The sequence below is a fragment of the Cupriavidus necator A5-1 genome, assembly GCF_000744095.1.
Classification (GTDB): domain Bacteria; phylum Pseudomonadota; class Gammaproteobacteria; order Burkholderiales; family Burkholderiaceae; genus Cupriavidus; species Cupriavidus necator_A.
Genome location: NZ_JQLI01000001.1, coordinates 2,763,727 through 2,787,012 on the forward strand (window position 1 = coordinate 2,763,727; position 23,286 = coordinate 2,787,012).

The 23,286-nt window shown below is 64.4% G+C and carries 22 protein-coding genes and 2 pseudogenes; 11 read left to right on the forward strand and 13 right to left on the reverse strand.

Annotated features, from left to right (window positions below):
• The first annotated feature begins 26 nt into the window (after positions 1 to 26).
• Positions 27 to 1,019 carry a Bug family tripartite tricarboxylate transporter substrate binding protein gene (locus K307_RS12250; RefSeq protein WP_042878520.1) on the forward strand — a complete coding sequence of 331 codons (993 nt, stop codon included), beginning with the start codon at positions 27 to 29 and terminating at the stop codon, positions 1,017 to 1,019.
• A 9-nt stretch (positions 1,020 to 1,028) separates the two neighbouring features.
• On the forward strand, positions 1,029 to 1,811 hold the full coding sequence (locus K307_RS12255; protein WP_042878522.1) for a class II aldolase/adducin family protein: 783 nt from the start codon (positions 1,029 to 1,031) through the stop codon (positions 1,809 to 1,811).
• Positions 1,812 to 1,889: 78 nt separating this feature from the next.
• On the opposite strand, the gene K307_RS12260 is transcribed toward K307_RS12255, so the two are convergent.
• The 9 genes from K307_RS12260 to K307_RS12300 form a co-directional block, all read right to left on the reverse strand.
• Positions 1,890 to 3,458: a class I adenylate-forming enzyme family protein gene (locus K307_RS12260; protein WP_042878524.1), complete on the reverse strand. Its 1,569-nt coding sequence runs from the start codon at positions 3,456 to 3,458 to the stop codon at positions 1,890 to 1,892.
• A 93-nt stretch (positions 3,459 to 3,551) separates the two neighbouring features.
• Entirely contained in the window at positions 3,552 to 4,664 is a 1,113-nt protein-coding gene (locus K307_RS12265; RefSeq protein WP_042878526.1) for a CaiB/BaiF CoA transferase family protein, read from the reverse strand.
• A 46-nt stretch (positions 4,665 to 4,710) separates the two neighbouring features.
• On the reverse strand, positions 4,711 to 5,082 hold the full coding sequence (locus tag K307_RS12270) for a hypothetical protein (protein ID WP_051974829.1): 372 nt from the start codon (positions 5,080 to 5,082) through the stop codon (positions 4,711 to 4,713).
• A gap of 81 nt (positions 5,083 to 5,163) precedes the next feature.
• The gene (locus K307_RS12275; RefSeq protein WP_042878528.1) at positions 5,164 to 5,934 is read right to left on the reverse strand and encodes a citryl-CoA lyase; all 771 of its coding nucleotides are present in this window, start codon (positions 5,932 to 5,934) and stop codon (positions 5,164 to 5,166) included.
• Complete coding sequence (locus tag K307_RS12280) at positions 5,928 to 8,081, reverse strand: acetate--CoA ligase family protein (RefSeq protein ID WP_051974830.1); 2,154 nt, start codon at positions 8,079 to 8,081, stop codon at positions 5,928 to 5,930. The genes K307_RS12275 and K307_RS12280 overlap by 7 nt, the downstream gene beginning before the upstream one ends.
• Positions 8,078 to 8,578: a MaoC family dehydratase gene (locus K307_RS12285; protein ID WP_042878529.1), complete on the reverse strand. Its 501-nt coding sequence runs from the start codon at positions 8,576 to 8,578 to the stop codon at positions 8,078 to 8,080. Before K307_RS12285 ends, K307_RS12280 begins: the two co-directional genes overlap by 4 nt.
• A gap of 23 nt (positions 8,579 to 8,601) precedes the next feature.
• Complete coding sequence (locus tag K307_RS12290) at positions 8,602 to 9,765, reverse strand: acyl-CoA dehydrogenase family protein (protein ID WP_051974831.1); 1,164 nt, start codon at positions 9,763 to 9,765, stop codon at positions 8,602 to 8,604.
• Entirely contained in the window at positions 9,758 to 10,507 is a 750-nt protein-coding gene (locus tag K307_RS12295; protein WP_042878531.1) for an SDR family NAD(P)-dependent oxidoreductase, read from the reverse strand. The genes K307_RS12290 and K307_RS12295 overlap by 8 nt, the downstream gene beginning before the upstream one ends.
• Positions 10,508 to 10,538: 31 nt before the next feature.
• A complete protein-coding gene (locus tag K307_RS12300) occupies positions 10,539 to 11,279 on the reverse strand; it encodes an IclR family transcriptional regulator (RefSeq protein ID WP_042878532.1) in 741 nt (246 codons plus the stop codon).
• A gap of 231 nt (positions 11,280 to 11,510) precedes the next feature.
• On the opposite strand from K307_RS12300, the gene K307_RS12305 reads away from it, so the two are divergent.
• The gene (locus K307_RS12305) at positions 11,511 to 12,524 is read left to right on the forward strand and encodes a Bug family tripartite tricarboxylate transporter substrate binding protein (protein ID WP_080745001.1); all 1,014 of its coding nucleotides are present in this window, start codon (positions 11,511 to 11,513) and stop codon (positions 12,522 to 12,524) included.
• 174 nt (positions 12,525 to 12,698) lie between these two features.
• On the opposite strand, the pseudogene K307_RS12310 reads toward K307_RS12305, so the two are convergent.
• A pseudogene (locus K307_RS12310) lies at positions 12,699 to 13,642 on the reverse strand (ISNCY family transposase); the annotation flags it as partial.
• Between the two features lie 683 nt (positions 13,643 to 14,325).
• Between K307_RS12310 and K307_RS12315 the strand changes: the two are divergent.
• Positions 14,326 to 14,904 (forward strand): NnrU family protein, encoded by a 579-nt coding sequence (locus tag K307_RS12315; protein ID WP_042878533.1) that lies wholly within the window; start codon positions 14,326 to 14,328, stop codon positions 14,902 to 14,904.
• Between the two features lie 57 nt (positions 14,905 to 14,961).
• Positions 14,962 to 15,096, forward strand: a complete 135-nt coding sequence (locus K307_RS50345; RefSeq protein WP_268989193.1) for a hypothetical protein — start codon at positions 14,962 to 14,964, stop codon at positions 15,094 to 15,096.
• Positions 15,097 to 15,151: 55 nt separating this feature from the next.
• On the opposite strand, the gene K307_RS12320 is transcribed toward K307_RS50345, so the two are convergent.
• Positions 15,152 to 15,361, reverse strand: a complete 210-nt coding sequence (locus K307_RS12320) for a hypothetical protein (RefSeq protein ID WP_042878535.1) — start codon at positions 15,359 to 15,361, stop codon at positions 15,152 to 15,154.
• A gap of 132 nt (positions 15,362 to 15,493) precedes the next feature.
• Between K307_RS12320 and K307_RS12325 the strand changes: the two genes are divergently transcribed.
• The 4 genes and pseudogenes from K307_RS12325 (at position 15,494) to K307_RS12340 (ending at position 19,866) form a co-directional block, all read left to right on the forward strand.
• Positions 15,494 to 17,188 (forward strand): SulP family inorganic anion transporter, encoded by a 1,695-nt coding sequence (locus tag K307_RS12325; protein WP_042878537.1) that lies wholly within the window; start codon positions 15,494 to 15,496, stop codon positions 17,186 to 17,188.
• A 319-nt stretch (positions 17,189 to 17,507) separates the two neighbouring features.
• Positions 17,508 to 18,122 (forward strand): annotated as a pseudogene (locus K307_RS44400) (MlaE family ABC transporter permease).
• Positions 18,123 to 18,395: 273 nt separating this feature from the next.
• Positions 18,396 to 18,836 carry a DUF1772 domain-containing protein gene (locus tag K307_RS12335; RefSeq protein ID WP_051974834.1) on the forward strand — a complete coding sequence of 147 codons (441 nt, stop codon included), beginning with the start codon at positions 18,396 to 18,398 and terminating at the stop codon, positions 18,834 to 18,836.
• 253 nt (positions 18,837 to 19,089) lie between these two features.
• Positions 19,090 to 19,866, forward strand: coding sequence for an enoyl-CoA hydratase (locus K307_RS12340; RefSeq protein ID WP_042878539.1), 777 nt, complete (start codon positions 19,090 to 19,092; stop codon positions 19,864 to 19,866).
• Positions 19,867 to 19,913: 47 nt separating this feature from the next.
• Here K307_RS12340 and K307_RS12345 read toward each other — a convergent pair whose 3' ends face one another.
• Positions 19,914 to 20,360 carry a MarR family winged helix-turn-helix transcriptional regulator gene (locus K307_RS12345; protein WP_042878541.1) on the reverse strand — a complete coding sequence of 149 codons (447 nt, stop codon included), beginning with the start codon at positions 20,358 to 20,360 and terminating at the stop codon, positions 19,914 to 19,916.
• Between the two features lie 435 nt (positions 20,361 to 20,795).
• Here K307_RS12345 and K307_RS48535 point away from each other — a divergent pair, with 435 nt between their 5' ends.
• Positions 20,796 to 20,942, forward strand: coding sequence for a hypothetical protein (locus K307_RS48535; protein WP_196251547.1), 147 nt, complete (start codon positions 20,796 to 20,798; stop codon positions 20,940 to 20,942).
• A gap of 172 nt (positions 20,943 to 21,114) precedes the next feature.
• Here the strand turns inward: K307_RS48535 and K307_RS12355 are convergent, their stop codons facing one another.
• Entirely contained in the window at positions 21,115 to 22,560 is a 1,446-nt protein-coding gene (locus K307_RS12355; protein ID WP_230625906.1) for an efflux transporter outer membrane subunit, read from the reverse strand.
• Positions 22,561 to 22,655: 95 nt separating this feature from the next.
• Between K307_RS12355 and K307_RS12360 the strand changes: the two genes are divergently transcribed.
• Positions 22,656 to 23,273: a TetR/AcrR family transcriptional regulator gene (locus tag K307_RS12360; RefSeq protein WP_042878546.1), complete on the forward strand. Its 618-nt coding sequence runs from the start codon at positions 22,656 to 22,658 to the stop codon at positions 23,271 to 23,273.
• The last annotated feature ends 13 nt before the right edge of the window (positions 23,274 to 23,286 follow it).

The window sequence follows — 23,286 nt, forward strand, 5'->3', positions numbered from 1 at the left end:
GACCTATTACAGCAGGGAGACAAGCAATGAACGCACTCAACCAATTCAGGCGCCGGCGCAGGTGCCTGGCCGCCATGGCCATTGCCGCGTGCGGCATCCATGTGGCGCACGCCGCGGAGCCGGCCTATCCGGCACGGCCGGTCAAGGTAGTGGTACCTTCCGTACCAGGCGGGCCGATCGATGCCGTGTCGCGGCTGGTCAGCACCAGGCTGGCCAGCCGGCTTGGCGCGAGTTTCTATATCGAGAACAAGCCCGGCAGCAATGTGCAGATCGGCACCAGCTACGTCGCCAGGTCCGAACCGGACGGTTACACGCTGCTCACCACGGCGCCGGCGCACATCGCCAATCCGCTGCTCTACAGCAAGCTGCCCTATGACCCCCTCAAGGACCTGACCGGGGTGGCGATGATGGCCCAGGTGCCGCTACTGCTGGTGGTGAACGCCGATCTGCCGATCCACTCGGTTGCCGACCTCATCGCCTGGGGCAAGGCCCATCCGGACCGCCTGCGCTATGGCAGTTCGGGCGTGGGCTCGGGCGCGAACCTGGTGGGGGAACTGTTCTCCATGCATGCCGGCATCCAGCTGGACCACGTCCCGTACAAGGGCGCCGCAGCCGTTATGCCAGACCTGCTGGGCGGCCGGCTCGAGATCATGATCGACACGCTCCAGTTGTTTGCCCCCTATATCAAGGCAGGCAAGCTGCGCGCCATCGCGTTCACGGGCGCCAGGCGCATGCCCGCCATGCCGAACGTGCCCACGCTTGCCGAGTCGGGCTACCCGGACGTGGTCGCCAACTCCTGGCTCGCCATCGTCACGCCCGCCAGGACGCCACAGGGCGTGATCGACAAACTGGCACATGCAGTCGGCGAAGTGTTGATGGAGCCGCAGGTGCGCAAGCAGATCGCCGACTACGGCATGGAGCCGGAAATCATGACCCCGGCGCAGCTCAACCGGTATTTCGATACAGAAACCGCGCGCTGGAGCAAGGTCGTCAAGGCGCGCAATATCCGCGTGGAGTAAGACGTGCACATGACCAACGAGATTTCCGTGCCGCGCGAAGCGGTGCGGGCCCACGTCGGCGAGGCCGAGTGGGCCGCGCGCGTGCGGCTGGCCGCCTGCTACCGGCTCATGGACCGGTACGGCATGACCGACCTGATCTACAACCACGTCACGCTGCGCATCCCCGGCACGGAACACCTGCTGATCAATGCGTATGGCTACCTGTACTCGGAGATCTGCGCGTCGAACCTGGTCAAGATCGACCTCGACGGCAACGTGCTGCTGGATCCGCACAACGAGCACGGCTACGAGGTGAACCGCGCGGGCATGGTGATCCACACCGCGATCCACAGGGCCAGGCCAGACGTGGGCTGCGTGATCCACACGCATACCCGCGCCGGGATGGCGCTGTCGGCCATGCAGGCTGGACTGTTGCCGATCACCCAGACCGCGCTGCGGTTCTACGGGAAAACCGGCTACCACGACTTCGACAGTCCGGTGGTGGATCTGGACCAGCAGTCCGGGCTGGTCCGCTCGCTTGGCAGCCACGACGTGGTGGTATTGCGCAACCATGGGCTGCTGGCAGTAGGGCCGGGCGTGGCGGAGGCGTTCAACCGCATCTACTGGCTGGAGATGGCCTGCCGCGCGCAGATGGATGCGATGGCTTCCGGCACGGAACTGGTCTTGCCGCCGCAGCACGTCATCGACGACACCCGGGCCGTGATGGACGTTCGCGCCCACACCTTCGGCAATCGCGAATGGCCCGCCTTGGTGCGGCTGGTGGAGCGGATCGATCCCGGCTACAAGGACTGACCGGCGCGAGTTCCCCGCAAAAAGAAGAGGCGGATCCCGACGAGCGCCGGGATCCGCCTCTGCGGGTTACTGCGCGTATCAGGCCACCCGGCGGGCGTGTCCCTTCCAGTACTTCTCCCGCACCTGCCGGCGCTGCACCTTGCCCACCACGCTGACGGGCAGCTCCGCGACGAACGTGATCGCCTTGGGCGCCTTGAACCGGCCGATGCTGCGCTTGACGTACTCGATCAGCTCTTCCTGGCTGACGTGGCCGCCTGGCTTGAGCACGACTTCGGCGTGCACCGCTTCGCCCCATTGTTCGTGTGGCACACCGACCACGGCCGAGATGGCAACGTCGGGGTGCGAGTTCAGCGCGGCCTCGACCTCGATGGCGTAGACGTTGAAGCCGCCGGTGATGATCATGTCCTTCTTGCGGTCCACGATGAACAGGAAGCCGTCTTCATCCAGGTAGCCCAGGTCGCCCGACTTCCAGAAGCCGTTCTCGAACTCGGCGGCGGTGCCCTCCGGGTTGTTGAAGTAGCCCGGAATGATGCCGCGGCCGCGCAGCCAGATTTCTCCGGTCTGGCCTGGCGGGAGCTCCTTGCCGGCCTCGTCGACGACCAGCAGTTCGGTCCCGGCAATCACCCGGCCGGCCGAGCCCAGCCGTTCGTCGGAGGCAGTGAAGTGATCGGCCTTGGTCAGCGCGCTCACACGCTGGATGCACTCGGTCGACCCGTACACCTGCACGAAGATATTGCCGAAGCGCTGTTGCAGCTGCCGCAGCTTGACCGGGCTCATCGGCGCCGCGCCGTAGAAGAGGGTGGTCAGGCTGGAGAGGTCGTATGCCGTGGCCTCGGCCATGTCCAGCAGGCGGTAGAGCAGCGTGGGCACCATCATGCCAATGGTGATCTTCTCGGTCTGCACGTTGCGGCACCAGTCGGCCAGGTCGGGCACGTTCTGCGTGACGGTGCAGCCGCCGCGGAAGAGCGTGGGCAGCATGCCCATGCCCGAGCCGTGGCTGATCGGCGCCATGTGCATGTAGCGCGTGCCGGTGTCGAGCCAGTGCTCGTCGACGGCGTAGAACGAATCGCGGTTGGACAGCCAGTTGTCCATGGTGTACTGGGCACACTTGCTCTTGCCGGTGGTGCCGCCGGTGAAGCGGTACACCAGGATATCGCTGGTGGTGTCGCTTTCAATACCGGGGTCGGTGTCGGCCACGCCTTCGATCAGGTCGGTGAAGCAGGAGAGGCCCTCGCGGGGCGTGCCTGGCGGGTCCATGCAGACCACGTGGATGCCGCGCTCGTGCAGCATGTCGAAGTAGCGGTCGAGCAGGGCGTTTTCAAGGAACACCACCTTGGGCCGGATGAACTCCACCTGCCAGCGGTGCTCGTCGATGGCATCGCGGTAGTTGGTCCAGGCCACGGCGGCCTCGCCCTTGAGGGCGGTCCAGGCGTGCAGCAACGACAGGTTGTCGTTTTCAAGGATGCACAGGTATACGTCGCCACGGCGCAGCGACAGCCGCTCGCGCATCATGTTGACAACCCGGTTGGTGAAGCGATGCAGTTCGGCATAGGTGAAACGCCGCTTGCGCTCGATGTTGACCAGCGCCTCCCGGTCGCGATGGAGCATCGCCAGTTGCCCGGTCAAGCGGGCGAAGTTCATCTTCATTGTTGTCTCCGTCTTGCAAAGGTGGCGCATGCCTGGCGGAACATGCGCCGGTTCTGTTGTCGGCGGCGCCGCGTATGCGCCGCGCCAGTGTGGTCAGCGTGCCAGCCAGTCGGCCAGCACCGCCTCCGTGTGTTCGCCCCGGCGCGGGATCGGCCCAGGCCTGCCGGCCGGCGTGTGCGAGAAGCGCGGCGCGGGATTGGCCTCCAGCACGCCGCGCGCACGCGTGTAGATGCCGCGCGCCTGCATATGCGGATGCTCCGCCGCCTCTTCCGGGCTGAGCACCGGCGCGAAGCAGGTGTCGCTGCCTTCCAGCAGGGCGCACCAGGCGGCACGGTCGCGGCTGGCAAAGAGCCCGGCAAGGCGCTCGCGCAGTTGCGGCCAGGCCGCCCGCTCGTATTGACTATCGTAGGCCGGATCGGCATCGAGGCCGAGCTTCTGCCGCAATTCCCGATAGAACCGGGGTTCCACCGGACCGATCGAGATATGGCGGCCGTCGGCGCAACGGTAGGTGTTATACCAGTGCGGGCCGTCCAGGTCGCCGGTGCCACGCGCGGCTGCCATCCTGCCGGAGGCCAGCAAGCCGTGCAGCAGCGTCATCATATGGGCGCTGCCATCGACGATGGCCGCATCGACCACCTGTCCCTTGCCGGTCGCGCGCGCATGCATGATGCCCGCCAGCAACCCGACGGCGAGATACATGGCGCCGCCGCCGACATCGCCCACCAGGCTGGGCGGGGCCACGGGCGCCGTGCCGGGCTGGCCCGCATACCAGAGCGCGCCGGACAGCGCGATGTAGTTGATATCGTGCCCGGCGGCACGGGCAAGCGGGCCGTCCTGGCCCCAGCCCGTCATGCGCCCGAAGACCAGGCGCGGATTGCGTTGCAGGCAGACCTGCGGGCCCAGCCCCAGGCGTTCCATCACGCCGGGCCGCATGCCTTCGATCAGTGCATCGCAGTGTCCGGCCAGGTCGAGCACCGTCGCCACGCCGGCTTGCGTCTTCAAATCGATGGTCACGGCGCGCTTGCCGCGCCGTGACAGCGCATGCCCGCTGAGGTCGGTTTCCGGCGCGTCGGGCTGTACACGGTCGATCACGACCACGTCGGCGCCCAGGTCAGCCAGCAGCATGCCGCAGAAGGGCCCGGGGCCGATCCCCGACATCTCCAGGACCCGGATGCCGGCCAGCGGGCCCTGCCTGTTTGCTTCCATATCTTGACTCCACATATCGGACCCCGGACGCGGGGCGCGCCAGCGCCTACCAGGGATAAGAGGGCGCCGGCATCTGGCCCGGCATGCGCACCCGCCGGGCGCCGAGCATCCGGCGGTGCGCCGCCCAGAACAGCACGCGCAGCGCAAAGCCCCTGCCGCCTGACATGGCCTGCCTGCACTCGTCGGCTTGCAGGTCGACCGGAATGCCGAGTTCCGCCGCCGCGGCATAGCAGAGGATCTTCAGGCGCGGATCGGCGCTGCGCATGCAACGGTCGATCAGCTGCCGCAACCTCGTGTCGTAGGCGTGGCGGTCGCTGTCGCTGTCATTGTCGCTGCCGGGCGTCGAACTTGCCGCACGCTGCAGCAGGTCCCGGCTGAACTGCCGGACCTCCTGCCGCAGGTCGATCAGCCCTTCCATACGGGTCTGGGATAGCCGTGGCATCGCGTCAGGCCGGTATGGAACACGTGCCGCCGGCGGCCGGGTGGAAGGGCAGGGCGGTCATGGCAGTTCGTTGCGCGGGTCGTCCTTGAGGACGAGCTGCCAGGCTTCACGGGCCATGGGCGCGCTCTTCTCCTCCATCACGTGCGCCAGCAGCCCGGCGGAACGGCCGACCAGCGACAGTCCGCGCGCGATCAGCGGGTCCAGGCCCATGGCCGCAACCATCGCCGCGATGGCGCCCACCGCATTGAGCGGCAGGTTCTTGCCTTGCTCCTTGGTCAGCACGTGGCCAATGGCGTCCATCAGGCGCCAGTGCACACCGTAGTAGCCGTTGGCGCGCGAGAGCTCGCGCAGTGTTGGCACGCGCGGGTCGCCGTCGACGTGGATCGGGTGGCCGACTCCGTAGATGGCGCGGCGCTGCTCCTTGTGCAGGCGGATCACGGCCCGCGCGGCGTCCAGGACCTGCTCGTCGGTGGCGACGTTGCTCAGCTCGCGTGCGCCTTCGTTCAGCATCTCGGCGGCGTTCTGCATGGTGCCGAGGAAGACGCTGCCGGCGCCCAGCAGGCCCGCCGCGACCGCGCCCTGCAGCGCTTCGGGCGCGCCGATGTAGGTCAGGCGGGCGGCCAGCGAGCTGGGCGTGATGCCGTGGTCAGCCGTGGTCACCAGCAGGGCGTTGACCATGGTCTTCTCCTGCGGGCTGGGCAGGCGTGCCAGGGTGGTGTGGAAGATCATGTCGACAAAGTCGAACTTGCCGATGATCTCGGTGGCGAGGTTCAGGCCACGAACCATGATGGTGTCGGTGGTCGTGTAGCCGATTTCAGTCTTTACCATGTCAAAGGCTCCGTGCCTTGATATGAGAGGACGGCGTCAAGCGCAGTCACTCCCTGTCCTTGCGGCCTGACCGCAAGCGGGTTGATTTCCAGCTCGTCGATGCGGTCGGCGTGGCTGACGACGAAGTCAGACAGCCGCACCAGCGTATCGGCGAGCGCGTCGATGTCATAGGCTGCCTGGCCGCGATGGCCCTTGAGAAGTTCGTAGCAGCGGGTCTCGGTGATCATCTGCCGGGCCGACTCGGGCGTGAGCGGCAGCAGGCGCCGGCTCACGTCCTTGAACAGCTCGATGCTGACGCCGCCCAGCCCGAAGGTGCAGACATGGCCGAACACCGGGTCGCGGTGAATGCCCACGACGGCCTCGACAAACGGGCCGGGCAGCATCGGCTCGACCAGCACGCCTTCGATCTGGGCCGCATCGCAGGCCCTGGTGCCGTTGGCATGAATCTGCGCGAAGGCGGCCTTCGCCTCGGGTTCGGAGGCAATCCCCAGGCACACACCACCAATGTCGGTCTTGTGCGTGATGCTGGCGCTGACGATCTTCATGACCGCGCGGCCATTCGCCACGTCGCTGAAGGCCCGCGCGGCTTCGTCGGCCGAGCGGGCCACCACGCCACGCGGGGCCGGTATGCCGGCCAGCTCCAGCAGCGCCTTGGTGCGGGCCTCCGACAGGTTGGTGGTGCCGTCCGAGGCCGCCACGTTGCCCAGCGGCCGCCATGCGCCGTCGAATCCGGCGCGCCAGCGGCCGTACTCGATAAAGCGCTTGACGGCCAGCACGGCGTTGCCGACCGCGCGCATCGGCATCAGGCCGCCGTCGATCATGCGGCGCTGGCCTTCGCCGGTGCGGTCGCTCATCCAGACCGGCACGATCGGCGTGTCGACTTCGTTCTGCACCCGGACCATGCTGTCGGCCAGCAGCACCGTGGTCTGGCCGTACTCGACCGGGATCGGCACCAGCACCAGGTCGGTATTCGGGTCACTGGCGGTGGCCTTCAGCGTGGCATAGCTGACCTCGGCGTTGACCAGCACTTCGGCGGTGACGTCGACCGGGTTGTTGATGGCGGCAAAGCCCGGCAACGCATTCGCCAGTGCGTCGATCGTCGCCGGCTGGAACTCGGCCAGCTTCAGGCCGGCGGTGCCGACCATGTCGGAGGCCAGCGCGGCGGTGCCGCCGGAGAAGCTGTATACCGCAAGCTGTTCGCGGCCGGTGGGCTTGCGGCGCGCCAGCAGCGAGGCCACGTCGATCAGTTCGTCGATGTCATCGACCTCGATGATGCCCAGCTGGCGGAACACCGCACTGTTGATCTCGGCCGAGCCGGCAATGGCCGCGGTGTGCGATTGCGCGGCTTTGGCCCCATACTCCGACTTGCCGACCTTGATGGCCACGATGGGCTTGCCGCGCTGTGCGGCGTGCAGGGCGGCCGCCATGAAGCGCGGGCCGTTGCGCACGCCTTCCAGCGTGGTCACGATGACCTCGATGTCGGGCGCATCCGCCATGTAGTGGATGTAGTCGCTGACCTCGAGATCCGCTTCGTTGCCGCCGGAGCACCACAGGCCGATGCCAACGCCGCGGTCCATCGCCTGGATGAACGAACGCCCGAGCCCGCCGCCCTGCGTGGCGACGCCGATCGGGCCGGGGCGCCGGTCGATGCGCCACGCCGGCGAAAAGGTCAGGCCGAGCGGCGCGTTCATATTGTTCAGGCCGGGGCAGTTCGGGCCGTAGATGCGCATGCCGGTGCGGGCCACGATCTCGCGCATCTGCGCTTCGACCGCGCGTCCGGCCTCGCCGGTCTCGCCGAAGCCGGAGGTGAAGACGATGGCGAACTTGACGCCGAGCTCGCCGCAGTCGCGCAAGGTGTCGAGCACAGCATCCGCACGCACGGCCAGAATTGCCAGGTCAGGCGCTGCCTCCAAGTCCTTGACCGAGGCTACGCAGGGCCTGCCGTGGATTTCGGCGCGGCCCGGGTTGACCAGGTAGAGGTCGCCGCGAAAGTCAGAGTACTTGGTCAGGTTTTCCAGTGTGCGGCCGCCGATGCTGTCGGGCTTCTCGGAGGCGCCGACCAGCACGATCGAGTGCGGCAGGACCAGCCGGGAGAGGTCGCTGAACCACAGCGACGGCTTCGCGTCAGCTGCGTTCGCGGTGCTCATTGCGCTTCCCCGGGATGGCGGCGCTTGAACAGGCAGGTGGCGGCCATTTCGGCCACGACTTCGCCGCGCTGGTTGACGCCGCGGCGCATGAAGCCGACGATGCCGCGCTCCGGGCGGCTGGTGGGGCGCTGCTCCGTCACTTCGATCTCCACGCGCAGGGTGTCGCCGATGAAGGTGGGCTTGGGGAACTTGAGGCGGTTCTCCAGCACGCTGAAGAGGGCGCCTTCCATCAGCTGGTTGGGAATCGAGCGCGAGGTCAGGCCGGCCATGAAGGAGGCCACCAGCATGCCGTGCGCGATGCGCTGGCCGAAGATGGTGCCCTTGGCATACTCGGCATCGACGTGGACCTTGTTGAAGTCGCCGGTCAGCGCGGCAAAGGCGGCGACGTCCGCTTCCGTGATGGTGCGCGACGAGGTGGTGTAGCGGGTGCCGACGGTCAGGTCTTCCCAAAAAATCGCGGTCTGGGCGATTTCGTCGATGATGGCGGATTGGGTCATGTTCTTGTGTCTCCTCAATGTCCTCAGGTCAGCGCCGAGATGCCGAGAATCTCGCGGCCGATGATTAGTGTCTGGATTTCCGTCGTCCCCTCGGGGATCATGCCGCCGCGGGTATCGCGGAAGATGCGCTCGATGGGGTATTCGGTGGCGTAGCCCATGCCGCCGTGCACCTGCAGCGCCAGGTTGGCGACCTCGAAGGCGGCCTCGGTGGCATACAGCTTGGCGATCGAGCATTCCGTGCGCGAGGTGCCAATCTGCATGGAGCGCGCGGCGCGGTAGCCGAGCGAGCGCGCTGCCTGCGTCTTCATGGTCATGTCGACGATATGCTTCTGCACCAGCTGGAACGCGCCGATCGGGCGGCCGAACTGCTTGCGCTGCAGCGCATAGTCGATCGACAGGTCCAGCGCGGACTGGGCGGCACCGACGGCGCCCATCGCCACGTTCAGCCGGCCGAAGTTCAGGCCGATCAGGATCTGCTTCAGGCCCTGGCCTTCCTTTCCGAGCAGGTTGGCCGCCGGCACTTCGGCGTTCTCAAAGGTGAAGGCCGCGGTGCCGGTACTGCGCGCGAACATTGTCTCGACGCGGTTGATCTCATATTTGGTCTCGTCGCGCTCGACCAGGAACAGCGACAGTTCGCCGTTGCAGGTGTCGCTGAAGGTGCGCGCGACCACGATGCCGAAATCCGCGAACATGCCGTTGGTGATCCACAGCTTGCTGCCGTTGAGCACGTAGCGGTCGCCGCGCTTGTCGGCGCGGGTCTTGATCTCGGCCACGTTGGAGCCCACGTCCGGCTCCGAGATCGACACGAAGGTCTTGCGCTCGTTGCGCAGCAGCGGGCGCATGTAGCGCTCCTTCTGGTCTTCGGTGCCGTACGCGTTGATGATCCCGGAAACGATGTTCAGGCCATTGAGCAGGATGCGCAGCGATAGCCAGCAATAGCCTGCTTCTTCCATCATCACCGCCCAGGTCAGGTAGTCCAGGCCCAGCCCGCCGTCGGCTTCGGGCAGGTAGCCACCGAAGTAGCCGAAGTCGCCCAGACCGGTCAGCAACTCGTGCGGGAAGCGCTTGTCCGCTTCGGCCTGCTGGATGCGCGGCGCGAAATGCTCCTTGAGGTAGCGGCGGATGTTGTCGCGCAGCAATTGCTGGCCGGCATCCAGGCCGTCCACGTCCACCATTGGCTCAGCCATAGCGGCCTCCGGTCACGAAGAGGGTGGTGCCGGTGATGTAGCGCGCGTGCTCCGACGCCATGAAGGCCACCGCGCCGGCGATGTCGCTGGTCTGGCCGGGGAAGGTCACCGCGTTCTTCGCCATCACGTTCTCGAGGATGGTGTCGTAGTTCGGCAGGCTCTTGATGTATTCGGTCTCGATATAGCCCGGAGCGATCGCGTTGACGGTCACGCCTTTGCGCGCCTGCTCCAGCGACAGCGCGCGCGTGAAGCCGACCAGTCCTGCCTTGGCGGTGGAATAGTTGGCCTGGCCCGGGTTGCCGAACAGTGCACGCGAGCTGATGTTGATGATGCGGCCCCAGCCCTTCTCATGCATGAACGGCAGCGCGGCACGGCAGCAATGGAACGCGCCCTTGAGCGTCACGCCGAGCACCAGGTCCCAGTCGGCTTCGTCCATCTTGAGGATGGTGCGGTCCTTGACGAGGCCGGCGTTGTTGACCAGTACGTCGATGCCACCGAATGCTTCATTGCCCGCCGCCATCATCTTGCGTACCTGGTCTTCATCGCGCACATCGCACTGCACCGCGATGGCCTTGCCGCCAGCGGCCTCGATGCCGCGCGCGGTCGCGACGGCCGCATCGAGGTCAAGGTCGCTGACGACAACCGCCATGCCTTCCTGCGCCAGCATGCGTGCGGTCTCAGCGCCTATGCCTCGCGCCGAGCCGGTGATAACCGCGACGCGATCTTTCAGTCCTAAGTCCATTTCTTTGTCTCCACTCTGTATATGGGTTGGCTCAACTGTCGGCCAGCAGCGAATTCCGGACTTCGCGCAGTGCCGCCAGGTAGTTTTCTCGGTTCTTAGCGATACGTTCGGCCGGGCCCGCCAGCGAGATCCCGACCGGCTGGTCTCCTAGCCATCCCGCGACTGCCAGCGCGGTCACGCCTTCGGTGCCTTCGTCGCGCGCCTCGTACCAGCCGAGTTCGCGCCCTTGCGCCAGTTGTGCCATCAGCGGCTCGATCTCGACCACGGTATGCGGGGTGACGGCGCGTCGCTCGATGCTTTCCAGCCTGGCGCGCGCGGCCTCGGGCGGGAGCAGGCCGAGCATGGCCTTGCCCAGCCCGGAGGCGTGCAGGGCGACGCGTTCGCCCACGTCAAGGATGTAGCGCAGCGGCAGCCGGCTGGGCTGTGCTGCGGCTACCTTGACGGCCGTGGGCTCGAGTACGCCGAAGAAGGCGCTCTCATTGGTCTTTTCCGTCAGTTGCTCCACGGCTTCCTGGGCCAGCGTGGTCAGCGGGTCGTTCTCCCGGATCTGGCGCGCGGTCTCGAACAGGCGGCCGGTGGGGTAGAAGCGGCGCGTGCGCGACGTCCGCATCAGGTAGCCAAGTGAATGCAGGGTGTGCAGCAGGTCGGAGGAACTGCTCTCGGCGACCGACAGCAGGCGCGCCATGTCCGAGTTGGAGAGTTCACGCTTTTCGCGGGCAAACACCTCAAAAACGGCCATGGTTCGGCTGGCGGCTGGGATCAGGGTGGGCATGCTCGGGGTTCCTGGGGTTTGCAATTTACTACGAGGGATGGGACAACTATACGGTATTTCGTAGTATGGTCAAGAAATTTTGCTGTTGCCCGGCAACCGTCAGATGACTTGCTAATCCGACATATCGAAGTACTATACGACTTGTCGTCGTAAATTGGCGACGCATTTGAGCAGAAAGCGCCGTTACGCGCACTCATGGTGGCGTATACGGCACACGAAGGAGACTGAAGAATGTTTCGCCATTTCCACCAGAGCTCGCTCCGCGCGGGCCGCAAATGGGCCATCGCCCTGACCATGCTCACAATGAGCTTGTGTGGCATCGCGTCGCCGGCGTCAGCGCAGGCGGCCTATCCGTTCAAGCCGGTGACGCTAGTGGTACCCGGGCCGCCCGGCGGCATCACTGACCAGCTGGGCAGGCTGGTGGCCGCCAGGCTGACGAGCCATTTCGGCATCAAAGTCATCGTGGATAACCGCCCGGGCGCCGGCGGCAACGTGGCAAGCGAGATCGTTGCGCGGGCCGAGCCCGACGGCTATACGATCCTGCTGGGCACCCAGGGCACCATGGCGACAAACCAGTATCTGTACAAAGCGCTGCGCTTCGACCCGGCGAAGGATTTCGTCGCGGTACATGGACTGATGTCGGTGCCGAACATCCTGGTGGTCAACAGCCACTTGCCTTATCAATCCGTCAAGGAGCTGGTGACGTTTGCCAAAGCGCATCCCGGCAAGCTGACGGTGTCATCCGCGGGCAACGGCACGGGCACGCACCTGGCAGCCGAACTATTTCAGGCCCAGGCCGGCGTGAAGTTCGTGCACATTCCGTACAAGGGCAGTGCACCCTCGATCAACGACCTGCTCGGCGGACAGGTTGATATGACGTTCGACTACCCCGCGTCGACGCTGGCGCAAGTCCAGGCCGGCAAGCTCCGCGCGCTAGCCGTGACAGGGCCCACGCGTTTGCCGCTGTTGCCGCAGGTGCCAACCATCGCGGAGGGCGGCTATCCTGATGCGCAGTCCACCTCCTGGATCGGGCTGTTTTTCCCAGCCCGCACGTCGACGCCGATCATCAAGACATGGCAGGATCAGGTGGGGCGTGTGCTGCAAGATGGCGCGGCGATTGAGGCGATCAGCAAGATGGGGGGCATGCCGCTGCCACTAAGCGGCGAGCGGTTTGCCAGCTTTGTGCAGGCGGAGCGCATCAAATGGAAGGCCACGATCGAGCGTTCCGGAGCGACCATCGATTGAAGGGAGCGACCATCGATTTAAGGCGAGAGCTAAGCTTGAATCCTAGTTCTGCATAAAGGTTGGAGGGGCAGCGGTCCAACATCAATTGTCTAGGCTAAGTTCAAATGTCCGGCGCTCAGCTAAGCTAAATGTCCGATCTAGAAGGTGTGGTGTTGAGGTTCGGTGTTTGGCTTTCTATGGTTTCCCGTAAGGCAGTGGTGCATTGAAAGTCTTTTCGATGGCAGCCTGCAAGTCTGCGGCGCTGAGCTGTCTCTGAGGTTTTTTGCCCGGGGCGGCTTTGCGAGGCCGCGGTGGCGTGCCTGTGGTGGTTCGGGCGGGTGCGCTGGCGCTGCGCCGGCTATCGCGCTTGGCCTGCATCTCCTGCGCCACGCGCAGGACGTGACCGAGCCGCTTGTGCTCGACGATCGCGCCCTGGTCGATCTCGGCCAACCGGTCATAGGTGGTGTAGGGCAGGGTGGCGCCATCGGCCCACAGCTCGATCCGGCCGTCCGGATATTCGGCCACCTCGAGGTAGCGGTGAATCAGAGCGCGATGCGCGGGCTGGTCTGCCAGCAGGTACAGCGTCTTGTCGTACTGCAGCGTGAGGCTTTGCGACACCTTGCGCCATTCACGCCAGGTGAAGATCCGCGCCAGGTCCTCATCGCGCGCACTGGGCGATGCGCATTAAAGTCGCTCCTGGGCGGTTTGGCAAAGCGGGCGTTGAAGTCGGCCACAAAGACCGCCACGAAGGCGTTGGCGTCGGCCTGAGACGAGATCCGGCGCAGCCGCAGCTCCTTGACCAGGCGGTCCTGCAGCGTGCCGTTCATCCGTTCGACACGGCCCTTGGCCTGGCTGCTGTTGGCGCACAAGCTATCGATATTGAGCTCGTACAGCGCGCGCCCGAATTGGGTGTAGCCGTCGCCGCCGGTGGCATTGGGCCGGTTGACCCGGAACACACTGGCCTTGTCGCTATAGAACGCGATCGGCTTGCCGTGGCACTCAAGGTAAGCCCGTGTCGCCTCGAAATACGCAAAAGCGGATTCCGTCGGCGCGAAGCGCAACGCCATCAGCCGGCTGGTAGCGTCATCGACGTACACCAGCAACGTGCAGGCTGGTGCACGGTCCTCGAACCAGGCGTGGCGACATTAGAAAAAACGGCCAACAACAACTGTGCGCATAATCTATCTTATGTAAAATCGCATGCTTGTACACTTGCCGCCCTCAGCTTGCGGCAGGGACAGAGCGCGAGCAAATCTCGTCAAAAATTTGTCATTCGCCAGTGGCAAATGGCCCGCGCCCTCTAATCCAGACTAGGACGGAAGTGTCAATTCTTGATGACGAACGCGATCTTCGCCTTCAATCGCGGTTAGCACAGGGCAGCTGCGCACCAAGAGCAGTTTCATCTTATCAAGCGATTTTCCTCCTTCCATGGCCCCTCCTCCGCTACCCGACTCATTCGGTCAAGATCCTGTACGCAGGATGCCGGTCATTCCTGAGGAATCCCGGCAGGCACCAGAGCACGCATAACGGCTCGATCGCACGCGCAGATATGATGCGCCTATCCGAACTGACGGCGCGGGCTACCTTGCAACAGCGGCGAAAGCTAAGCCGAGCAAGGCAACAGCCAGCGCGGACACAAACGATCCCGCTGGCTGATGATTGAACTGCCGTGAAGCTGATTACGCTACCAGCCAGCGAGTGAGTTCGCGCAGTGGTTTAATAAGTCTTCGCGTTGTCCGGCCAGCGCATGCGGGGCATCGGTATTGTCGACTCGCCAGCCGAATGGCGATTGCTCTGTGGCGCTAAAGAAACGGGTCGAAACATGACTTTACTGGTATTGGGATTGTTCATTTTTCTGGGTGCGCACTCAGTGCGCATGGTTGCTGACCCATGGCGTACCGCGCAGATTGCAAGGCTCGGCCCGGGTGGCTGGAAAGGCTTGTACACCCTGGTTTCCATCGCTGGCCTGGCGCTGGTTGTCTGGGGCTACGGCCTGGCCAGCGCGCATCCTCTGCTGGTCTGGACGCCGCCGGCGTGGGGGCGGCACGTTGCAGCATTGCTCACGATCCCGGCCTTCGTGCTGATTGCGGCGGCATATGTGCCTGGCAACCGCATCAAGGCTGCGCTTGGTCATCCGATGCTGGCAGGCGTGCAGGCCTGGGCCCTGGCGCACCTGCTTGCCAGCGGAACACTCGCCGCAGTGGTGCTGTTTGGCGCGTTCCTGGCTTGGGCGGTGGCGGACTTCGTGTCATCGCGCCGGCGGGACCGGGAAGCAGGAACCAGCTACCCGACCGGGACACCTGCGCGCGATGCGATGGTGGCGGTCATCGGGCTCGCAGGCTGGGCGCTGTTCGGCTTCGTGCTTCATGGATGGATGACCGGCGTGCGGCCGTACGGGTGAACGCAAGATCTAGCTGAAGCACGGTACCAGCCCGGGCTCGGCAGCCGGTACCTGGCGGTGGAAGCGCGCCAGCCGCTGATTGCCGAACAGATTGCGCTGCTGAGCGTCGACGGCCAAAAGATCAGCCAGGAAATCGCGGTGGCCAAGGCGCATGGGAGTGGCTATCGCGCCGATCCACCGGTTGAGCTGTAGCCGCGCTGAGCGGGCGAGGCGATGAAATGGTGGACCTCGCCAGAACCAACCTGCCCTAGGCCCAGGTGCCATGCGCCGTATGCGAGCGTGGCTGCAATTTGACTCTCTTGAGCCCGGCGACCAAACTGTAAGCGGCACTTTGCACAGGAAGGCGGCCGTACCGCAGGGAGGCCAGCATGCCAAAGGGAAAGAAAAAGACCAGGCTCGACCCATCCGGATCAGGCGACCATGGGACGTCCATGTCCTTCAAGGAATACAGGAACATGCTGCTCCCCTTGCATGCAAAGCTGGTCAAGTTGCAGGAGTGAGTGGTGCAAACTGGCGCCAGGATCTGATCATGCAACGCGGATGGCCACGCCAGCCCGGCCGCCCTCGCTCTCCCGCCGGCGCACGCCGCATGGCATCAGGTTCCGTCAGCCTGCCCATGCCCCGGTGGCTGCATCACTACCGGAAGGAATGGGCGGCACCGGACATGGTGGCCGGACTGACGGTTGCTGCGGTGGTCATTCCCAAGGCACTTGCCTATGCAACCATTGCCGGTCTGCCCGTCCAGGTGGGCCTGTATACCGCTTTTGCCCCAATGCTGATTTACGCCCTGCTCGGCTGTTCGCGTACGCTCAGCGTGAGTACAACGACGACGCTTGCGATCCTGGTTGCAGCGGCATTTTCCAGCCTGGGCCCGCACCCCGGTTCATCGACACTGATTGCCGCGTCGGCCACGCTGGGGTTCCTGGTAGGCGTCATGCTCCTCGCAGCACGACTGCTGCGCCTTGGCTTTGTCGCCGACTTTATCTCCGAGCCCGTGCTGGTCGGCTTCAAGGCGGGGATCGGGGTGGTCATCGTGGTGGACCAGATCCCGAAGCTGCTTGGCATTCATATTCAAAAGGGTTCTTTCTTCCATAACCTGCTGGCCATTGCGCAGGGCATTCCGCAAACATCATTGGCGACCGCGGCCGTGGGTATCGCGATGGTCGGGATCCTGTTGACGATGGAGCACTGGCTGCCGCGGGCTCCTGCGCCCCTGATTGCTGTGGCTGCCGGCATTGCCGGCGTTTCGCTGCTGAACCTCCCGGCCTATGGCGTGGCCATCGTCGGCAAGGTGCCGACCGGCCTGCCGCCGCTGACACTCCCCAATGTGGAATTGATGCAGCAGCTATGGCCTGGGGCACTTGGCGTCGCGCTGATGAGCTTTACGGAAAGTATTGCTGCCGGACGGGCATTCGCGCAGAGCGGGGAGCCGCCGCCGGAGGCGAACCGGGAACTGATGGCCACGGGATTCGCGAACCTGGGAGGCGCGTTCCTTGGCGCCATGGCTGCCGGCGGAGGGACCACGCAGACCGCCGTCAATCAGATGGCCGGCGCGCGTTCGCAATTAGCCGGCCTGGTTACCGCCCTGGCATCCTTGGGCACGATGCTGGTCCTCGCACCATTGGTGGGGTTGATGCCGGAAGCCACCCTCGCAGCCGTGGTCATCGTCTACTCGGTAACGCTGATCAAGCCCGCCGATTTTCGCCTGATCCTCGCTGTCCGACGGACGGAATTCAGCTGGGCGGTAATTGCCATGGTGGGCGTGGTCGCCCTGGGCACCTTGCAGGGCATCGTGATTGCCATCATCGTGTCGCTGCTGGCGCTGGCTTACCAGACGTCCGACCCGCCCGTCTATGTCCTGGTCCGCAAACCGAACACCAACGTATTCCGACCGCGATCGGATGCGCATCCTGGAGACGAAGCCATCCCCGGCTTGCTGATGCTGAGGCCGGAAGGAAGAGTCTATTTTGCCAATGCGCGGCGCATCGGGCACAAGCTCAGGCCGATGGTTGCCGAAGCCAGGCCAAAGGTAGTGGTGGTGGACCTGGCCGGCGTTTCAGACCTGGAGTACACCGCACTTCATATGCTGACCGATACGGAGAAGAAGCTGCGCGAGCAGGATGGGGTCATGCTGTGGCTCGTCGGCATGAATCCCGATGTGCTCGCGATGGTCCGGCGCTCTCAGCTGGGCGAAACGCTGACGCGTGACCGGATGTTCGTTACCCTTGACCTGGCAGTTGCCAGGTATCAAGCCAGCCAGGCCAATACCCCTGGGGGGCAATGACTTCCGCGGCGGGGGGGCTCTTGTCGAAAGCGGCCGGCATGCCATACGCTACCGGGATGACTGCAGTGAGGTAGGCCAATGGCTGCGTCTGTGTCGATGGAACGTGCCCCGGCCGGACAACCGCACTGGCGTCTCGAGAACAGCACCGCCGTTCGATGGGCTGTGGACGTTTTCCGCGCTGCAGGGCCAGATCGCTGCCACCGAAAAGGCCCTTCACGCCCTGACCGCATCGCGCTGGGACATCAGCGGCGTGGAGCGCTTCGACACCGTCGGCCTGCGTCTGCTGGGCTCAGGCCCCCTCCCATGGCGTGAACTGTCGGTGGAAAGCTATCGGGCAGGTGTCACTGCGCTGGGTATCACCGCACTGGTCGGCTACCTAATCGGCATGGTGCTGAGCTACCTGTCTGCACAGCCGTTACTGCAGTACGGTGCGAACATCTTCATCGTCGACTTCCTCGGTATCGCCGTCCTGCGCGAGCTTGGCCCCCTGCTGTGCGCCATCCTGATCGCAGGCAGGTCGGGTCCGGTGCTGATCGCGCGGATCGGCGCCATGAAGCTGAGCCAGTAGCTCGATGCCATGAGCGTGCACGGGATCTCCCATACGCTGCGCCTCTACTGGCCGATGATTTCCTCTCTGGCCCTTGCCGTGCCGCTGCTGACCCTCTGGACCACGCTGTTCGCGCTGGCGGGCGGCGCGGTGGCCGCCAGGGCGCAACTGGATATCCCGTTCTCGCTGTTTATCGACCGCTTCCGTGATGTCGTGCCGGTACGGCAGCTCTATATTGGACTGGCCAAAGGCGTCATGTTCGGCTTCGCCATCGGCATGGTCGGTTGCCACTTTGGCGAACGCGTGAAGCCGGACAGCACCAGTGTCGGCACCTCCACCACGGCCTCCGTGGTGGCATCGATCACCCTGGTGATCGTGCTGGACTAAATCGTCTGCAATTGCGCTGTCACTGGCGGGCAAATAAGCATGCCTGAGCCCGCGCAACCAGCCCTGCCCGTGCGCATGACCGGAATCTGGACGACATTCGGCAGCAAGGTCATCCACAGGGACCTCAGCCTGGAAGTCAGGGCTGATCAATCCCGAAAATCAGAAACAGGTGAAGATCACAGCTGGTCATCCTCGTCCGAATAGGGAAACCAGGGTGTGGCGTAGAAGCTGCCGAGATCGGACCCGAGGTCATACCCCCAAAGGAGGCGTAAGATGCTTCAGTTTTCTCAGTTCCTGGCCACCTGGTGCTGCTGTGTGTTCACGGGAGCAGCCATCTATATCAATTTCGTCGAGCATCCTGCGCGCATGGGATGCGACACAAAAACGGCTGCCACCGTTTGGGCACCAAGCTATAAGCGGGCTACTGCGATGCAGGCGCCACTGGCTGTTCTCAGCTGCCTTGCCGGGATACTGGCCTGGCTCCTGGGCGGAAGTGTCATATGGCTGGCAGGCGCCTGCATGATCGGGCTGGTTTTGCCAGTCACGTTCCTTGTCATCATGCCCACCAACAAACGTCTACTTGCTGAGGGACGCGACCTGGCATCTGCGGAAACTCGCGCACTTCTGCACACTTGGGGCAGGCTACACGCCATCCGGAGTGTGCTGAGTCTTCTCTCCTCGGTGATCTATGTGGGTTCCTTGGTCAGGGCATGACCAGCAGCGAATGCGGCGAATTCCCGCATCAATTACTGGTCGTCGACAACTCCCCGTGGCTAGCCAGTCAAAGTTTCCGGCGCGGCATCTCCACACATTGCACTGGCGTCGGCCAAGGCATTGCAATAGCCGCCGAAACTTCGATCGAGTAACGAGACCGGCGCATCGCAGGGTTTACTTCGCACGCGAAATATATATACTTCGTATGCGAAATAACCCCTGTGCTGAACTACCGTACCAAGGAGACATAGGCATGCACACTGAAGTGAAACTCGATCGGACCGCCGGTGTACTGACAATCACGCTTTCCCGTCCGGACAAGAAGAACGCCCTGACCGATGCGATGTACGGTGTCCTGGCGGACGCGATCGACAGTGCGTCATCCGATCAGGAAGTGCGGGTCATCCTGATCCAGGGCGAGGGTGACGCGTTCACGGCAGGAAACGACCTCGGTGAATTCGCCGCTCAGGCCGCAGGGTCCGGACCGGCCGAACCCAATGTCGCCCGGTTCCTCCACAACATTGCCAGCACCAGTGTCCCGGTGATCGCCGCGGTACAGGGCAAGGCGGTGGGGGTGGGCACGACCATGCTGCTGCATTGCGACTATGTGATCCTGTCGGAGGATGCCCAGCTGATCACGCCCTTTATCAACCTGGCATTGGTGCCGGAAGCCGCCTCGAGCTACCTTCTCCCCTTGCGCATCGGCCACGCCCGCGCCTTCGAGATGTTCGCGTTTGGAGAGCCCCTGCCTGCGGCCACGGCACTGGCGTGCGGGATTGCGAACAAGGTCGTGCCGAATGCCGACCTGCGAAGCGAGGCAAGGCGGGTGGCGGAACGGATCGCGGCGAAGCCATACGGATCCATGACCGCAATGAAGCAACTCATGCGCGACGTGGAGAAACTCGCGTCGCAGATGGGCGCTGAGCGCGCTGTGTTCACGAAGCGGCTGCAAAGCGAGGAAGCGCGGGAAGCGTTCAGGGCCTTTAGCGAAAAACGCCGGCCCGATTTCTCACGGATCAATGGCCGCTAGAAGGCTCCGCCGGAAGCCAGGCGGCAACTGCCGCGAGTTGCCCTGCCCTATTCCAGGCCCGGGTCGCCTTCCGCGGATGGGAACTTGTCCTGCAGACTGCCCAGCCAGCGGGCAACCACGTCGATTTCCGCCTTGGAGAAGCCTTCGGTCAAGCGGGCGTTCAGATCGACCAGCCCATCCCGGGAGCGCCTGACGGCTGCCCGCCCCTTCGCGGTCAGCCACAGGCGCCATACGCGCCGGTCGGCTTCATCCACCTGGCGAGTGACCAGTCCCGCGTGTTCCATGCGGTCGGCCAGGCCACTCAGGCCCGAAGCGCTGAGATCGAGCCCGGCCGCCACTTCGCTCATCAACGCCCCATCCTTCTTCTCAAGGTAAAACAGCAGGCCGGCCTGCGCCGCTGTGACGCCGCCAACGCTGGTCCGCGACTGGGTCCAGCGCTGGAGTCTGCGATGCCCGACGTTGAGTAGATAGACCAGGCGGTGATCGGTTGCCATATACGTAGCTACACAAGCCACTTGCCCCGGCCACGCAGGCCGAGGAACTGGCGGCAAAATAAAGTGGCCACGAATATAGCACGCCCATAGGCGGCTGGAATCTTGCATACCAGCCCGGCCGGTCACTGGGATTTCGCCCTGCCCTTTACCGTCGCCCTCGCCAATTGCCGCCTCCCAGCACCGTCGCCAGCGTGACGGCCGCTCAGGTCATCCAGTTCGATGCCGGCCTGCGCGACTTCACGCACCGCATTCAGTACCGCTTCGTTGTACTGGGCGATCAGCAGATTGCTCTGCAGCCCAGGACGTTCTGGCGCCCCAGACCAGGATCATGGCCGTGACCCGGGGTCAGTCCGTGGAAAGAACTTCGAAGAGAAGGTCACCGTCGCCGCATGGAAGACCAGGCCATCCTGGTACGTGCTCAGCGAGTAGGATCACATGATCCAGCCTGCGCTGCAGGAGGCGATGGCAAAGAAGATTTCCGCCCACGTCGTGAAACTGCCGACGAGCCACGTGCCGCAGTTGTCGAGGCCGAGGCAGGTTGCAGGCGCCATCTTTGCGGCAGCGGTGCATCAGTCGAAGTAACTGCGCTGTGCGGCAGGTTCAAGTGCATCCACAGGCCAGGGCGACGGCGCGCGGCTGAAGCCACCGAGCTGCTTCGCGATGCAATCGCCTGCCAATCCGGCTCCGCGCGCTGCCTGGCGGCGCGCGATACAACGGATTCAGCGATACGGCGGGGATTACCACGGCGATTGCCCTATGAGGCATTTACCGGTGTCCACCCGCCGCCGAGCGCCTTGAACGCTGCTACGGCGGCGCGGGCGGATTCGGTCTGTGCCTGTGCCCTTGCATCGGACGTCCGCAGAAGGCGCTCGTCGGCATGCAGGACCTCGATCAGGCGGACAACGCCTTTCTGGTAAGCGGCAAATGAGGCGTTTCTCGCTTGGGTCAGCGATGTTTCGCCTTGTGCCAACGTGCCGGCCTGGTCTTCACGCTTGATCAGCGCGGAGAAGGCATTCTCGACATCCTCGGTCGCGCGCAGCACAGCCTGACGGTATGCCGCCAGGGTTTCTGCTTCCTGGCCTCGAGCCAGGTCGATCTGTGCATCGATGCGGCCGAAATCGAACAGGCGCCAGCGCAATCCCAGCACACCGGCCGCCTGGCTCGCACCGGCAGAAAAGAGGTTCCCGCTTGCGACGGATGTGGCGCTGCCCAGCAAGGCACTGAGCGAGAATTTGGGGTAGTACTCCGCGATGGCTACGCCGATGCGTGCGTTGGCTGCCGCCAGGCGGCGCTCCGCGACGATGAGATCGGGTCTGCGCCGCAGCAGATCCGCGGGCGAGCCCGTGCCGGTGAGCTGTGGTGCGACGGGAATCGCCCTGGTGTCGGCCAGTTCGGTGCGATAGGTGCCGGGCGGAACACCCAGCATTACGTCCAGCGCATTCAGCGCGGCATCGAGTCCCGCCTCAAGCACCGGGATGGTAGCGCGAACCTCGGCGAGCGCGCCTTCGGCCTGTCGTACTTCCAGTTCAGCCGCAAGTCCTTTGCTGTAGAGAAGGTTGACCGTCGAAACCAGTCTCTGTTGCGTTTGGACTTGCTGCCTGGCGATGGCAAGGCGAGACTGCAGGCCGCGCACGCTGATATAGAGGTCTGCGGTTTGCGCGGCCACAGCCAGACGAGTCGCCGTCGCGCCGGCTTCCGACGCCTGGTACTCAGCCAGCGCGGCCTCCCGCCCGCGGCGCAGGCCCCCGAATACGTCCAGTTCCCAGGTGGCACCGAGGTTTGCCTCATAGCTGTTGCCATACCGGTCAAAGCCAGGCGTTGCATTGAGCAACTGCCCGAGAGGGGTCTCGATCGACTGGTACGTTCTTGCGGCCTGCGCGCTGGCGCTGGCCGAAGGCAGCAAGGCCGCGTTGGCCAGGCCGAGCCCGGCGCGCGCCTGGGTGACGCGCGCTGACGCCTGCGCCAGATCCAGGCTCTGATCCAATGCCAACGACACCAGGCGGGTCAGCAGCGGATCGCCGAATCCCTCCCACCACCTGGCGAGATCTGCCGGGGATGACGCCTGCCTTTGTTCAAGCCCGGACTGGCCAAGGTAGCGCGCAGGGAGAGGGGCGTCCGGCTTTCTGTAGTCCGGGCCGACTGCACAGCCTGCTGATACGCCGACACTCAGCACAAGGGGAAGGAAGCGATGGGAGAGCATGGGCGTCATGGAAATCTGAAAGCAAAAGGAGCTGTGACTATATTATAAAATGGTCACTGGTTGTCAATAGACGTTCGACGCAGTAATCTGACCGCATGACCGAAACCACACCCCTTGCCCCGTCCTCGCGGGGGCCCGCCGACCACAATGTCCGCTCCCAGATCGTGGAGGCGGCTACCGAGCACTTCAGCCTTTACGGTTATGAGAAGACCACGGTGTCCGACCTGGCCAAGGCGATCGGATTTTCCAAGGCGTACATCTACAAGTTCTTCGATTCCAAGCAGGCCATCGGCGAAGTGATCTGCGCTAACTGCCTGAGCGCCATCACGGACGAGGTCGATGCGGCCATTACGGAACTCCCGACAGCTTCCGAGCGGTTGCGCCGCCTGTTCAAGGTACTGGTGGAGGCAGGCACCCGCCTGTTTTTCCAGGACCGCAAGCTCTACGCCATTGCTTCGGCGGCGGCCCAGGAGCGCTGGCAGCCTGTTCGCGCCTATGAGGACCACATCAGACAAATCGTGGTGCAGATTGTCCTGGCGGGGCGCAAGTCCGGCGAGTTCGAGCGCAAGACACCGCTGGACGAGACGGCCAACGGCATCTACCTGGTTATGCGTCCTTACATCGATCCCCTGCTGCTACAGCACAACCTCGATCTTGCAGCGGAAGCCCATGTGCAGCTTTCCAGTCTGATACTGCGCAGTCTCGCGCCTTAAGAAGCCCTCGGTT